At 51.7% G+C, this 15,052-nt stretch carries 14 protein-coding genes; 2 read left to right on the top strand and 12 right to left on the bottom strand.

Features of this window, described 5'->3' with window-relative positions; all coding sequences use genetic code 11:
• Positions 1-79 precede the first annotated feature (79 nt).
• Both LG384_RS08890 and LG384_RS08885 read left to right on the top strand, forming a co-directional pair.
• On the top strand, positions 80-1,534 hold the full coding sequence (locus LG384_RS08890) for an AMP nucleosidase (protein WP_045441737.1): 1,455 nt from the start codon (positions 80-82) through the stop codon (positions 1,532-1,534).
• 15 nt (positions 1,535-1,549) lie between these two features.
• On the top strand, positions 1,550-3,328 hold the full coding sequence (locus LG384_RS08885; protein WP_225760767.1) for an aminopeptidase P family protein: 1,779 nt from the start codon (positions 1,550-1,552) through the stop codon (positions 3,326-3,328).
• A gap of 52 nt (positions 3,329-3,380) precedes the next feature.
• Here the strand turns inward: LG384_RS08885 and ptsG are convergent, their stop codons facing one another.
• From ptsG to plsX, 12 genes are all read right to left on the bottom strand, one after another.
• Positions 3,381-4,814 (bottom strand): PTS glucose transporter subunit IIBC, encoded by a 1,434-nt coding sequence (ptsG, locus tag LG384_RS08880; RefSeq protein ID WP_225760766.1) that lies wholly within the window; start codon positions 4,812-4,814, stop codon positions 3,381-3,383.
• A gap of 293 nt (positions 4,815-5,107) precedes the next feature.
• The gene (locus tag LG384_RS08875) at positions 5,108-5,905 is read right to left on the bottom strand and encodes a metal-dependent hydrolase (RefSeq protein ID WP_225760765.1); all 798 of its coding nucleotides are present in this window, start codon (positions 5,903-5,905) and stop codon (positions 5,108-5,110) included.
• A gap of 10 nt (positions 5,906-5,915) precedes the next feature.
• The gene (holB, locus tag LG384_RS08870; RefSeq protein WP_045441728.1) at positions 5,916-6,920 is read right to left on the bottom strand and encodes a DNA polymerase III subunit delta'; all 1,005 of its coding nucleotides are present in this window, start codon (positions 6,918-6,920) and stop codon (positions 5,916-5,918) included.
• Positions 6,917-7,558 (bottom strand): dTMP kinase, encoded by a 642-nt coding sequence (gene tmk, locus LG384_RS08865; RefSeq protein WP_045441726.1) that lies wholly within the window; start codon positions 7,556-7,558, stop codon positions 6,917-6,919. The genes holB and tmk overlap by 4 nt, the downstream gene beginning before the upstream one ends.
• Positions 7,548-8,570, bottom strand: a complete 1,023-nt coding sequence (yceG, locus tag LG384_RS08860) for a cell division protein YceG (RefSeq protein ID WP_048221652.1) — start codon at positions 8,568-8,570, stop codon at positions 7,548-7,550. Before yceG ends, tmk begins: the two co-directional genes overlap by 11 nt.
• A gap of 2 nt (positions 8,571-8,572) precedes the next feature.
• On the bottom strand, positions 8,573-9,382 hold the full coding sequence (gene pabC / locus LG384_RS08855; RefSeq protein ID WP_225760764.1) for an aminodeoxychorismate lyase: 810 nt from the start codon (positions 9,380-9,382) through the stop codon (positions 8,573-8,575).
• A gap of 138 nt (positions 9,383-9,520) precedes the next feature.
• Positions 9,521-10,762 (bottom strand): beta-ketoacyl-ACP synthase II, encoded by a 1,242-nt coding sequence (gene fabF / locus LG384_RS08850; RefSeq protein ID WP_045441718.1) that lies wholly within the window; start codon positions 10,760-10,762, stop codon positions 9,521-9,523.
• 86 nt (positions 10,763-10,848) lie between these two features.
• Positions 10,849-11,085 carry an acyl carrier protein gene (gene acpP / locus LG384_RS08845; RefSeq protein ID WP_000103754.1) on the bottom strand — a complete coding sequence of 79 codons (237 nt, stop codon included), beginning with the start codon at positions 11,083-11,085 and terminating at the stop codon, positions 10,849-10,851.
• A gap of 154 nt (positions 11,086-11,239) precedes the next feature.
• Positions 11,240-11,974 carry a 3-oxoacyl-ACP reductase FabG gene (gene fabG, locus LG384_RS08840; protein ID WP_005129017.1) on the bottom strand — a complete coding sequence of 245 codons (735 nt, stop codon included), beginning with the start codon at positions 11,972-11,974 and terminating at the stop codon, positions 11,240-11,242.
• Between the two features lie 12 nt (positions 11,975-11,986).
• Positions 11,987-12,916, bottom strand: a complete 930-nt coding sequence (fabD, locus tag LG384_RS08835) for an ACP S-malonyltransferase (protein WP_225760763.1) — start codon at positions 12,914-12,916, stop codon at positions 11,987-11,989.
• 15 nt (positions 12,917-12,931) lie between these two features.
• Positions 12,932-13,885, bottom strand: coding sequence for a beta-ketoacyl-ACP synthase III (fabH, locus tag LG384_RS08830; RefSeq protein ID WP_045441710.1), 954 nt, complete (start codon positions 13,883-13,885; stop codon positions 12,932-12,934).
• A 77-nt stretch (positions 13,886-13,962) separates the two neighbouring features.
• The gene (gene plsX, locus LG384_RS08825) at positions 13,963-15,042 is read right to left on the bottom strand and encodes a phosphate acyltransferase PlsX (RefSeq protein ID WP_071828916.1); all 1,080 of its coding nucleotides are present in this window, start codon (positions 15,040-15,042) and stop codon (positions 13,963-13,965) included.
• Positions 15,043-15,052 lie beyond the last annotated feature (10 nt).

The raw sequence follows: 15,052 nt of genomic DNA, 5'->3' as shown, positions 1-15,052 counted from the left end.
CTCAACGTCTGACTTTTGTTTCACATTCCTGTGACATACTATCGGGAGAGCAGCACATCTGTGGAACAAGGAGACAGACATGAACAATAAGGGCTCCAGCCTGACCCCGGCTCAGGCGCTGGATAAACTGGACGCATTGTATGAGCAATCAGTTAAGGCTCTGCGTAGCGCCATTGGCAAGTACATTGATACCGGGACACTTCCTGATGTAATCGCCCGAGATAAAGGTCTTTTTGTTTACCCTTCACTTTCTGTAACCTGGGATGGCAGCGCCACCAATCCACCAAAAACTCGCGCTTACGGACGTTTTACTCATGCTGGTTGCTATACCACGACCATTACCCGCCCGTCGCTCTTTCGCCCTTATCTTGAAGAACAGCTGACGCTGCTGTATCAAGATTATGATGCTCACATCTCCGTCGAGCCATCGCAGCACGAAATCCCCTATCCCTATGTGATTGACGGTTCTGAACTGACACTTGATCGATCTATGAGTGCCGGATTAACGCGTCATTTCCCTACCACCGAGCTGTCACAGATTGGCGATGAAACCGCAGACGGGACTTATCATCCGGCAGAATTCTCCCCACTGTCACATTTCGACGCCCGACGGGTAGATTTTTCACTGGCACGACTGCGTCACTACACGGGCACGCCGGTTGAACATTTCCAACCCTTTGTACTGTTCACCAATTACACCCGTTATGTTGATGAATTCGTACGCTGGGGATGCAGCCAGATCCTCGATCCTGACAGTCCATATATCGCGCTCTCCTGTGCGGGAGGGATTTGGATCACCGCTGAAACAGAAGCCCCGGAAGAGGCTATCTCCGACCTTGCCTGGAAAAAACACCAGATGCCTGCCTGGCATTTAATCACCGCCGACGGCCAGGGGATCACGCTGGTAAATATTGGCGTAGGCCCGTCTAACGCTAAAACCATTTGTGATCATCTGGCGGTCCTTCGCCCTGATGTCTGGTTGATGATTGGGCACTGTGGTGGTCTGCGCGAAAGCCAGGCAATTGGTGATTATGTTCTTGCCCACGCCTATCTGCGTGACGACCATGTGCTTGATGCCGTACTGCCTCCTGACATTCCTATTCCGAGCATAGCGGAAGTTCAGCGCGCACTGTATGACGCCACCAAAGAGGTCAGCGGTATGCCCGGTGAAGAGGTGAAGCAACGGTTGCGTACCGGCACTGTCGTTACGACCGACGATCGCAACTGGGAATTACGCTACTCCGCTTCTGCGCTGCGCTTTAACCTCAGCCGCGCCGTAGCTATCGATATGGAAAGCGCCACTATCGCTGCTCAGGGCTACAGATTCCGCGTCCCTTACGGCACTCTGCTTTGTGTTTCCGACAAACCGCTGCACGGTGAAATTAAGCTTCCTGGTCAGGCTAACCGATTTTATGAAGGTGCGATTTCTGAGCACCTGCAGATTGGCATCCGGGCTATCGACCGCCTTCGTGCTGAAGGTGACCGACTGCACTCCCGCAAATTACGTACGTTCAACGAACCGCCGTTCCGTTAAGGCCTGAAGGTAACTATGCACAACTCAACTCCCCTTTCCGCTCTGCGCAATCTACTGTTGGCCCTGGGGCTTGACGGTATGATTGTTCCACGCGCTGATGCGCACCAGAGCGAGGATTGCACGCCACACGACAATAAACTGGCCTGGCTCACAGGCTTTAGCGGCTCAGCAGGCCTGGCGTTAGTCCTTCGCGATCGCGCCTTAATGTTTGTCGATGGACGCTATCAGGTTCAGGTACGTAACGAAGTCTCCCTTGATGATTTTGAAATTCATCATCTGCACGATGAGCCGCTGGCGGACTATTTACAGGCACACGTCGCACCAGGCACTCGTATTGGCTTTGAACCCCTGTTGATGGTTAACAGCCAGTTTGAATCCCTGTCGGCCACCCATTGCGAACTGGTGGCTCTGGAAACCGATCCTTTCGACCAGGTATGGCTCGATCGTCCTGCGGCACCGTGCGGCATCATCCGGGAAATGCCTGTTGAAATCAGCGGTGAAAGCAGTACACAAAAACGTGCGCGGATCGTAGACCAACTTGCCCTGCATCAGGCTGATACTCTGGCTATTACCCTTCCTGATAATATTGCCTGGCTGCTCAATGTGCGTGGTTCAGATCTTGATATGGTCCCCGTCCCTTTTTCATTTGCCCTGCTGCACCGCACCGGCGAACTGGAGTGGTTTGTTGATACCAACAAAACAAAGCAGTTACCCGAAGCCCTGCTGAGCACGTTGACCCTTGCACCACAAGAGGGTTTTCTCTCTCGCTGCCAGCAACTGGCACAGGGAAAACGTTTTCTGGTTGATAAGGACTATGCCCCGGTTGCTTTGCGTTTTGCGATTGAACAGAACGGAGGTGAAGTTCTTTGGGCCCCGGATCCAATCACATTGATTAAAGCTCATAAGAATGACACTGAACTGGCAGGCTATCGTGAATGCCATGAACAGGATGGTGCTGCATGGGTTAACTTCCTCGCCTGGCTGGCGCATGAGGTACCACTACGTGAGGCGGCCGGTAATCCGGTAACCGAGCTGGAAGCACAAGCCAAACAGTTGGCGTTTCGCCAGCAACAACCCGGGTTTATTGAGCAAAGTTTTGGCACTATTTCAGCTTCAGCCAGTAATGCGGCGATGTGTCATTATCATTCCAGTGAAAAGACAGATACGCCGATTACCTCACAGGCCATGTATCTGAATGACTCCGGTGGTCAGTATCAAAACGGTACCACAGATACGACGCGTACCCTCGCCTTTGGCCCACAGGATCCGCAGCGCCGACTGCACTATACGGCAGTACTGAAAGGCTTTATATCGCTGATCACGCTACAATTCCCCAGCGGCACTCAGGGTCATCAACTGGATGCGTTTAGTCGTCGGGCTCTTTGGGAGCTGGGGCTGGATTACGATCATGGCACCGGACATGGCGTGGGCCACCAACTACTGATTCATGAGCAGCCCCACCGTATTGCCAAAAAAGTAAATCCCTGGCCTCTGGTCGCAGGCAATATTATTACTATCGAGCCGGGATATTATCTGGCAGGTCAATATGGGATCCGCATCGAGAATCAGGTAGAGATTATCGAGAGTCGTCCAGGCTTTTGCCGGTTCGCCTCACTGACGCAGGTCCCTATCGATTTGAACCTGGTTGAGTTACATCTGTTGAGCGAAACAGAAAAGCAGTGGATTGATGACTACCACCAGCAGGTAAGAGAAACACTGTCGCCACGCGTGGACAGTGACGCACGTCCATGGCTATTTGCAGCCACAGCACCGATTCGTGTTCAGGCCAATTAACGTAAAAAAGGCAGCCCTCAGGCTGCCTTAGTTCTCCCCAACGTCTTACTGCTTAGCTGTTACGGATGTATTCATCCATTTCAGTTTTCAGGTTATCGGACTTAGTCCCGAAGATAGCCTGAACACCGGAACCAGCAACCACGACGCCCGCAGCACCCAGTTTCTTCAGGCCAGCCTGATCAACTTTGGCAACGTCAGCAACGCTGACACGCAGACGAGTGATGCACGCATCCAGGTTAGTGATGTTTTCTTTACCACCAAACGCAGCAACCAGAGCCGGAGCCATTTCACCTGTCGCGCCAGCTTTGCTGTCTTCGGTGGCGTCTTCACGACCCGGAGTTTTCAGGTCCAGCGCTTTGATCAGTACACGGAAAATGGTGTAGTAGACGATTGCATAGCCGAGGCCGACAATCGGGAACAGCCACAGTTTGCTGCTGTTACCAGACAGTACGATAAAGTCGATCAGACCGTGGGAGAACGATGTACCGTCACGCATACCCAGCAGGATACAGATTGGGAATGCCAGACCTGCCAGAATCGCGTGGATGATGTACAGGATCGGCGCCACGAACATGAAGGAGAACTCGATCGGCTCGGTAATACCGGTCAGGAACGAGGTCAGCGCCGCGGAGATCATGATACCGCCCACTTTCGCGCGGTTTTCCGGTTTTGCAGAGTGCCAGATTGCAATAGCAGCAGCCGGCAGACCGTACATTTTAAACAGGAAGCCACCGGACAGTTTGCCCGCAGTCGGGTCACCTGCCATATAACGAGGAATATCACCGTGGAACACCTGGCCTGCAGCATTGGTGTACTCACCGATCTGCATCTGGAAAGGAACGTTCCAGATATGGTGCAGACCAAACGGTACCAGGCAGCGTTCAACGAAGCCGTAGATACCGAATGCCACTACCGGGTTCTGATACGCAGCCCACTGGGAGAACGTCTGAATAGCAGTACCGATTGGCGGCCAAATGAAGGACAGAACCACACCCGTGAAGATGGCAGCCAGACCAGAAATGATAGGAACAAAGCGCTTACCGGCAAAGAAGCCCAGATACTCAGGCAGTTTGATACGGTAGAAGCGGTTGAACATATACGCTGCGATCGCACCGGAGATAATCCCCCCGAGAACACCGGTATCAGCCAGGTGTTTAGCGGTGATTTCTTCTGCAGGTAAATGCAGAACCAGCGGCGCAACCACAGCCATGGTCTTAACCATGATGCCATAGGCGACGACTGAAGCCAGGGCGGATACACCGTCATTGTTGGTGAAGCCTAACGCAACACCGATGGCGAAAATCAGCGGCATGTTTGCAAAAACAGATCCGCCTGCTTCTGCCATTACATGCGATACAACGGCTGGCAGCCAGCTGAAGTTAGCGGAACCGACACCCAGCAGGATACCTGCAATAGGGAGTACGGATACCGGCAGCATCAGCGATTTACCGACCTTTTGCAGGTTAGCAAATGCATTCTTAAACATAATTAGGAGTGCTCCTGAGTATTTGTGCTTTTCTACGTTCTCACGCATTGGCGAGGGGGGAGAACCTCGCCGTGGACAGGGCATCTAAGTACCCTTTATTTATTACACAGAGTAAAATAATTCAGTTCGTTTTTGTTTGACGGCTATCACAATTCAGTTGTGGGTGGCCGCAAAATTCGCACATTCCGATAAAATGAGTATCTGAATGTTTCCAACTGGTTACTCACCGCCCATTCTGGGGCGGTGAACTTTACTCGCTTTACTTATTAATTACGAGCTTTAAAAAAACTCAGTTAACAGGCAGATTGCAGGCGAGATGCGTCGATGTGAAACAGGCGGGCAAAGTTATCGGTGGTGATCTGCGCCAGTTCTTCAACGGCAACACCTTTCAAGACAGCCATGTACTCTGCAACATCACGAACCATTGCCGGTTGGTTCTCTTTTCCACGATGCGGCACAGGCGCAAGGTAGGGAGAATCGGTCTCAACTAACAAACGGTCCAGAGGTACATAGCGTGCAGCATCGCGTAGTTGTTCGGCGTTACGGAACGTGACGATGCCAGAGAAGGAAATATAGAATCCGAGATCCAGCAATTTGCCCGCAGTTTCCCTGTCCTCTGTAAAACAGTGTAGTACGCCGCCACAATCCGTCACTTTTTCTTCGCGCAGAATCGACAGCGTATCCGCTCGCGCATCGCGGGTATGAACAATCACCGGTTTCTGTAACTCGCGACCAATCTGGATGTGGTGAATGAATGATTCCTGCTGGCGAACCTTCGTTTCTGGCGTATAAAAATAGTCCAGCCCGGTTTCGCCCATCGCCACCACGCCCTCCTCGGCGGCAAAACGACGCAGCTCTTCAACATCATATGGCTCATCCTGATTTAACGGATGCACGCCACAGGAGAAAACCACATTGTCACGCACACCAACCAGTTCACGCATGCTGCGGTATCCTGGTAACGTGGTCGCAACGGCAAGACAGAACTTCACATCACGCGCGGCCGCTTTCGCCAGCACGTCATCCACGTTCTTATGCAAAGATTGATAATCCAGGCCATCAAGATGGCAGTGTGAGTCGACTAAAAACATAATGTCTCTCTCAAATATGGGGAACAGGCAGCACAGTGCCTGGTTGCAGATAATGCTCTATGCGGAGGATAAGATCGGTTAATACCAGCTCACGGTTTACGCCCGTCACATTTAGCAACTGCTGACGGCAATGACAAACATCACCAAGTATTGCCTGTATCTGTGCGGCAGTGAAGCGTTCAGCGATTGATGATATCAATGCCAGAGCATCGGGATTAGTCAGATGGGAAACACCATATGGACGTTTAAGAGCATCCGTAAGCAGCGTCGCCAGCCAGTGTAAGCGGACAGCAGCCTGCTCATGATTTAGCACGGCCATCAGCATATACCAGTCGCCAGAGTGCAATGTATTGGCCAGTGCCGCACAGAAATCAGTACGGTGCGTCCAGCTTTCTGCCTGTAACAGCGCTAATGCCGCACCAGGCGAGCCTGCGCTCAAGCGTAATGCGCTAAGAAGTGCATCCTGTGAGGCCGTCACCTCACGGGCAAGCCAGGAAATTGCGTACGATTCTGCCGGGGGAGCAAGGTGATGCAAGCGACAACGGCTACGTAATGTAGCCAATAAACGTGCAGGTTCCGTACTGGCGAGGAAAAACCAGGTCTGTGCCGGTGGCTCTTCCAGAGTCTTCAACAGAGCGTTGGCAGCGGCATCGGTCAACTGGGCTGCATCAGGGATCCACACCACCTTCGCACCACTCAAACGAGAATGCTCATACAGTTTCTCACTGACTTCGCGAACCGCATCAACGCCCAGTGTACTTTTGCCTTTTTCCGGGAGCAGCGAATAGTAGTCAGGATGTGTTCCCGCCTGCATCAACTGGCATCCGCGACAGTGTCCACAGCTTTTATGACCTTCAGGTTGCTGGCACATCAGATAGCGGCTGAGGGCGTAAATCAGCGCGTCATCCCCCATGCCTGGTAACGCCTGAATCAGTAACGCATGGTGACCACGACCCGCCTGATAACTGGCTACCAGTTTTTCAAAATCCGGTCGTAACCATGGATACCATTTCATGCGCCCTGCTCCTGCACCCAGTGGGTGATGGTATTACGGATATCACTCATCACAGCCTCAAGGGGTTGCGTCGCATCAATAGTCCGAATACTGGAATCTTTAGCGGCCAGTTCAAGGTAGCGGGCACGCGTGCGATTGAAGAAATCAAACGATTCCTGTTCAATGCGATCCAGTTCGCCACGAGCGCGGGCACGTTTTAAACCTACCTCGGGTGTCACATCCAGATAAATTGTCAGGTCAGGGCGAAAATCCCCCAGTACCGCATCACGCAACGTTGCCAGCATAGTCTGGTCAATTCCGCGTCCGCCGCCCTGATAAGCTTGGGTCGACAGATCATGACGATCGCCAATCACCCAACTGCCTTTTGCCAGCGCAGGTTTAATAACGGTTTCCACCAGTTGTACGCGTGCGGCGTAAAACATCAGGACTTCCGCTTTATCGGTAATAATCTCATCACCGACCGATTTGATGTCCAGCACCAGACTTCTTAATTTCTCTGCGAGCTGGGTGCCGCCAGGCTCGCGGGTAAAAACCATGTCGCGAATACCGAGTTGCTCAAGTGTCTCCACTACCACATCGCGCGCAGTGGTTTTTCCGGCGCCTTCCAGGCCCTCAATGACGATGTAATTACTGCCCATTTTTTTCCTTAAGCACTTTCAGATAATCCTGTACCGACCGGTTGTGGCTGGCGAGATTAGTGTTAAACGTGTGACCACCTTTTCCATCAGCCACAAAATAGAGATACGGCGTTTTTGCCGGATGTGCAGCAGCCTGCAACGAGGCTTCTCCAGGCATGGCAATCGGACCCGGTGGCAGCCCCGTAATGGTATAGGTGTTATAGGCGGTCGGGGTTTCTAAATCCACACGCGACAATTTGCCATTATAACGTGTCCCCATCCCGTAAATCACGGTTGGATCGGTCTGCAGACGCATGCCAATACGTAACCGGTTTATAAATACCGAGGCTACCTGGTCGCGCTCACTGGCAACCGCCGTTTCTTTTTCAATGATAGAGGCCATCGTCACCAGTTGATTTTTATCTTTGTAAGGCAGACCTTCAGCACGACCTTCCCAGACGGTATCCACAGCCTTAACCATTTTTTGATACGCGCGTTTCAACAGCGCGACATCTGTGGTATTGGCGGTATACATCCAGGTATCAGGCCAGAACCAACCTTCCACCCACTCAGGGTTTTCCAGTTTCAACGCCTTAGCAACGGTCTCGTAGTTATCATCGCTGAGCGTATGTTTGATAAATGGCGCATCACGCAGTTGTTTGAGGTAATCGCTCAGGCGCATCCCCTCTACCAGACGTAGCGGGAACTGCGCTTCTTTACCGCTTTCCAGCAGTTTCAGCATATCCCGCACGGTCATGTCAGGTGTAAAGCGATAGGTTCCCGCTTTAAAATGCGAAAGATCCGGCTCAATACGCAACAACCACTGAAACACGCGCGGGCGATTGATAACCTTATCTGCATACAACTGTTCGCCTAACGCCAGTCGACCAGTGCCGGCTTTAAGCGTAAAAATCGTTTCTTCTTTGATCAATAATTTACTATCCGCCAGATGGCGAACTTTCCACATTCCCACTCCCGCGGCAATGCCCAGCACAACCAGCAATAAAACGACAACGAGTAACAATTTTTTCATGACTAATTTGGGTGCTCACAAAGTGGGGCTAAAAAATCGAATAATAAACGTGAAGACAACTGTATGTCGCCACATGCACGCACGGGAATAACAGGCATTAACGCATTGCAAATGATCATCTCATCAGCCTGCATAACCTCCTCCTTCCGGGCACTTACTTCGACAATCTTGAAAGGAGATTGTGCCAGCACTCGCATACAGAATTGTCGCATAATGCCATCTACACCTGCCTGATCCAGGCGGGGAGTGTAAACCACATTATCTTTACGCCAGAATAAATTAGCCGCACAGCATTCCGTAACCCATCCCTCGCTGTCAAGGACCAGAGCCTCATCGGCGTTTGTCTGCTCAAGATGAGACCTAATCAGCACCTGTTCCAGACGGTTTAGGTGCTTCAGTCCGGCAAGCATTGGATTGCGCCCCAGACGGACGGGGCTTAACGCGAGGGTGATTCCTTGCTCTCGCCAGCAATCATAATGTGCAGGCCAGGCAGAAACAGAGAGGATACGGCTGGCACTATGGCAGTTGGCGCCACTGTAGCCCCGACCTCCGCTGCCACGACTGATGATCACCTTCAGTACACCACGGGCATGGGCCACTGCTAACATTTCCATTTCCCGTTGCAGTTCGGGCCATTTCTCGAAGGAGATCAGCAATTTTTGGCAGGTGTCTTGTAAACGCTGGAGATGCGCCGCAAGGAGGCTAACTTTACCGTCGATAATTCGCGCCGTGGTGAAACAGCCATCACCAAACTGCGTCGCCCGATCGCTCGCAGCCAGCATATCCTGCTGACAGCCATTAATTAAGAACATGGTGGCTCCTTATTCGTGGTCCGCTAGTTTGGCAGGATGAGTAACCCAGGACAAGGGCAGAAAATCGAATAAAAAAAGGTCCGACAAGCGGACCTTTTTTTCATCTGGCAAGGACGCTAACGCATCACCTGCAGGCACTTAGATCTTTTTAAAGATCAAGGAACCGTTGGTACCACCGAAACCAAAGGAGTTACACAGCGCATATTCCATACCGCTAACCTGACGCGCTTCGTGCGGCACGAAGTCCAGGTCACAACCTTCATCCGGGTTATCCAGGTTGATGGTTGGTGGAACAACCTGATCGCGCAGCGCCAGAATAGAGAAAATTGACTCTACAGCACCCGCCGCACCTAACAGGTGTCCGGTCATGGATTTGGTCGAACTGACCATTACGCTACGTGCAGCATCGCCAAAGACAGATTTTACTGCCTGGGTTTCAGCTTTATCGCCTGCCGGTGTGGATGTGCCATGTGCGTTAACATAGGCAATCTGACCAGGTTCAATAGCCGCATCACGCAATGCGTTAACCATCGCCAGTGCAGCACCTGCACCGTTTTCCGGTGGTGACGTCATATGGTAAGCATCGCTGCTCATCCCAAAGCCGACCACTTCAGCATAAATTTTTGCGCCGCGCGCTTTTGCATGCTCGTACTCTTCGAGTACAACCATGCCCGCACCGTCACCCAGCACAAATCCGTCACGCTCTTTGTCCCACGGACGGCTCGCCGCTTGCGGGTTATCATTACGCGTAGACAGCGCACGTGCTGCGCCAAAACCACCGACACCCAGCGGCGTACTGGCTTTTTCTGCACCACCCGCGACCATCGCGTCTGCGTCGCCGTATGCAATGATACGTGCAGCATGACCGATGTTATGCACGCCTGAAGTACAGGCGGTCGCGATAGAGATGCTTGGTCCTTGCAGACCATACATGATGGTCAGATGACCAGCCACCATGTTAACAATCGTCGACGGAACGAAGAACGGGCTAATCTTACGCGGTCCACCGTTTACCAGTGAGGTATGGTTTTCTTCGATAAGACCGAGACCGCCAATACCGGAGCCGATAGCGGCGCCAATACGGTGAGCGTTCTCTTCCGTAATCTCGAGGCCAGAATCCTGCATGGCCTGAACGCCAGCGACAATTCCATATTGAATGAAGGCATCCATCTTGCGCTGTTCTTTACGCGAGATAATGTCATCACAGTTAAAATCCTTTACTAAGCCAGCAAATTTCGTTGCATAGGCGCTAGTATCGAAATGGTCGATCAGGCTGATGCCACTCTGACCGGCAAGGAGAGCTTTCCAGGTAGACTCTACGGTATTGCCGACAGGAGACAACATGCCCAGTCCGGTCACAACTACACGACGCTTAGACACGGTTGTCCTCCAGGGAGGGAAAAATGATTCAAGTGGGATAAAAAGATAAAACTCAGGCGGTCGAATGACCGCCTGGAGATGTTCACTTACGCCTGGTGGCCGTTGATGTAATCAATGGCAGCCTGAACGGTAGTGATTTTCTCAGCTTCTTCGTCCGGAATCTCAGTATCAAACTCTTCTTCCAGGGCCATTACCAGCTCAACGGTGTCAAGAGAATCCGCGCCCAGGTCTTCAACGAAGGAAGCATTGTTGGTAACTTCTTCCTGCTTAACGCCCAGCTGTTCGCCGATAATTTTCTTAACGCGTTCTTCGATAGTGCTCATACTCTTAAATTTCCTATCAAAACTCGCTTTCGCGATGGTTTTCGTAGTGTATAAAATGTTGAAAAATTTGCAACTAAATCCCGGCAGTTCTTACCACGATTTTACGTTATTTTGAGGCTAATCCCTAGAATAACGCAAATCTTTTTCATCGTGGTTAAACCATGTACATCCCGCCGTTGACGTGCAAAGTCTCACCAGTGATGTAACTTGCTTCGTCAGAAGCTAAAAATGCAACCGCACTGGCAATTTCCTGAGCGCCACCAAGGCGACCCGCAGGAACCTGTGCCAGAATACCCGCACGCTGATCATCAGACAGCGCACGCGTCATGTCCGTTTCAATAAAGCCCGGAGCAACAACGTTTACAGTAATACCACGGGACGCAACTTCACGCGCCAATGATTTACTGAAGCCGATCAGACCCGCTTTCGCCGCAGCGTAGTTAGCCTGACCCGCATTTCCCATGGTACCAACCACAGAACCGATAGTGATAATACGACCATGACGCTTTTTCATCATAGCGCGCATTACCGCTTTTGACAGACGGAAAACAGATGACAGGTTGGTTTCGATGATATCGTTCCACTCGTCATCTTTCATGCGCATTAACAGGTTATCACGAGTAATCCCGGCATTATTGACCAGAATATCGACTTCACCAAATTCTGCGCGGATATTTCCCAGAACAGATTCGATAGATGCAGGATCGGTCACATTCAACATCAGACCCTTACCGTTTGCACCTAAGTAATCGCTAATGGCCTGCGCACCACTTTCGCTGGTTGCAGTACCGATAACTTTCGCGCCACGGGCAACAAGTGTTTCAGCAATTGCGCGGCCAATGCCACGGCTTGCACCGGTTACCAGCGCGATTTTTCCTTCAAAACTCATGATATTCCTCTTTTATTGCGAAAGTGCCGCAGACAGCGCCGCCGGCTCATTCAGTGCCGAAGCCGTCAGGGTGTCAACAATACGTTTCGTCAGGCCGGTGAGGACTTTACCCGGGCCAACTTCATACAGGTGTTCTACGCCCTGGGATGCCATAAACTCAACAGTTTTGGTCCACTGAACTGGGCTATATAACTGACGAACAAGCGCGTCGCGGATGGCATCTGCTGTTGTTTCGCATTTCACGTCAACGTTGTTAACAACCGGTACAGTCGGTGTGTTGAAAGTGATTTTCTGCAGCTCAACGGCCAGTTTATCAGCCGCAGGCTTCATTAGCGCACAGTGAGATGGCACGCTAACCGGCAACGGCAGTGCACGCTTAGCGCCAGCAGCTTTACAGGCGGCACCTGCACGTTCAACAGCTTCTTTATGCCCGGCAATAACCACCTGACCCGGTGAGTTAAAGTTTACCGGAGAAACGACCTGACCGTCGGCTGACTCTTCACACGCTTTCGCAATGGATGCGTCATCCAGACCGATGATAGCAGACATGCCGCCAGTGCCTTCCGGTACAGCTTCCTGCATGAATTTACCACGCAGTTCAACCAGACGTACGGCATCAGCAAAATTGATGACACCCGCACACACCAGTGCAGAGTATTCACCCAGGCTATGCCCTGCCATCAGTGCAGGCGTTTTACCGCCCTGCTGCTGCCAAACGCGATACAGCGCGACAGAGGCGGTTAACAGTGCCGGCTGTGTCTGCCAGGTTTTATTCAGTTCTTCCGCCGGCCCCTGTTGAGTCAATGCCCATAAATCATAGCCCAGCGCTGCTGAAGCTTCAGCGAAAGTTTCTTCTACGCATGGGTAAGCTGCTGCCATTTCAGACAACATCCCAACGGTTTGAGAACCCTGTCCCGGGAACACAAATGCAAATTGCGTCATGATTAAATCCTTATACTAGAAACGAACCAGCGCGGAACCCCAGGTGAATCCACCACCAAAGGCCTCAAGCAATATCAGTTGCCCTGCTTTAATGCGCCCGTCACGGACAGCTTCGTCCAGTGCGCACGGTACGGAAGCAGCGGACGTATTGCCATGTCTGTCCAGCGTTACCACGACATTATCCATCGACATACCCAGCTTTTTCGCTGTTGCGCTGATAATGCGGAGGTTTGCCTGATGTGGTACCAGCCAGTCCAGCGCAGAACGGTCAAGATTATTTGCTTCCAGCGTTTCATCAACGATGTGAGCAAGCTCGGTAACTGCGACTTTAAATACTTCATTACCCGCCATCGTCAGATGAATCGAGTTTTCCGGGTTCACGCGATCGGCATTAGGCAGCGTCAGCAGTTCTCCGTAACGCCCATCAGCATGCAGATGTGTAGAGAGGATGCCTGGCTCTTCTGACGCGCTCAGTACCACTGCGCCCGCACCATCACCAAAAATGATGATCGTCCCACGATCGGTTGGATCGCAAGTACGCGCCAGCACATCAGAACCGACTACCAGAGCGTGTTTCACCGCGCCTGACTTAACATATTGATCGGCAACGCTCAGCGCGTAGGTAAAGCCAGCGCAAGCCGCAGCGACATCAAACGCCGGGCAGCCTTTAATTCCCAGCATACTTTGAATCTGGCACGCTGCACTTGGAAATGCGTGCGTTGATGACGTGGTAGCTACCACGATCAAACCAATTTGTTCTTTATCGATGCCGGCCATTTCAATAGCGCGGTTTGCGGCGGCAAAGCCCATCGTCGCAACTGTTTCGTTTGGCCCTGCAATATGGCGTTCACGGATACCTGTACGAGTGACGATCCACTCATCAGATGTCTCGACCATTTTTTCCAAATCGGCGTTAGTACGCACTTGTTCAGGCAGATAGCTGCCGGTACCAATAATCTTCGTATACATGTACGCTCAGTCACTTTTTGGTTATATACCGCCACGAGCAAATCACTGGTACGTTGACTTCATTCACGACCACACTGTTATCTGTGCACCCGCGAATTTGTGCTTTCGTCACCGTCCAGCAGTTCGAATCCAGCTGGGTATACCGATTCCAGGCGAGCGGCAATTCGCTGAGGAACTTGTCGCTGCACCGCCTGCACTGCCTGTTCTATCGCGACTTCAAATGCTCGCTGATTGGCCGCACCATGACTTTTAATCACCGTGCCGCGTAATCCTAACAGACAGGCGCCATTATACTGGTCGGGGTTGAGGTGACTGAATCGCCTCGTCAGGCTTTTTTGTAACCAACGTTTTAATAACAGCAGCCACCACGACCGTTTTTTGCCCTCACCCTGAGACTTCAGCAGTGAAAGGAACATTCTTACAACACCTTCCATCGTCTTTAATGTGACATTACCTGTAAAGCCGTCACAAACCAGCACATCAGTTTTGCCGGTCAGCAACTCATTGGCTTCAAGATAGCCGATATAGTTGATAGAAGGGATTGTTTTTAGCACAGCAGAAGCGTCCCGAATGCTATCGAGACCCTTGGTTTCTTCTTCGCCAATGTTGAGCAATGCGACCCGAGGATTGGCAATCCCAACCACCTCTTCTGCCAGCACGGAACCCATGACGGCAAATTGCACCAACATATTACTGTCGCAATCCACGTTGGCACCTAAATCCAGTACCACCGTTTTGCCCTTTTGTTGATGAGGTAATACCGTCACCAGCGCAGGACGCTCAATCCCCTCAAGGGGTTTGAGTAATAACTTCGCAAGTCCCATAAGTGCGCCCGTATTACCGGCGCTCACACAGGCTTGTGCTCGACCTTCTTTCACGAGCTCCAGGGCAACACGCATTGAGCTTCCACGACTGGCGCGGATAGCCTGCGAGGGCCGGGCATCACTGGCAATAACTGACTGAGCAGGAATCATCTGCAGACGTGAACGTTGTTCGAAGTCAGCTTTGGCAAGTAATGGCGTGATTGTATCGGGATCCCCGACTAAAAGAAGTGTGAGTTGCGAATTAGAATTCAGTGCCTGCAGTGCTGCAGGCACTGTCACGGTAGGGCCAAAATCTCCCCCCATGACATCTAACGCCAGGGTTAGACGTGTCAAGGTATCGTCG

The sequence above is a fragment of the Citrobacter sp. Marseille-Q3906 genome, from assembly GCF_916618775.1.
GTDB classification, from domain to species: Bacteria; Pseudomonadota; Gammaproteobacteria; order Enterobacterales; family Enterobacteriaceae; genus Citrobacter; species Citrobacter murliniae.
This window is presented reverse-complemented; position numbering and strand designations above follow the sequence as displayed.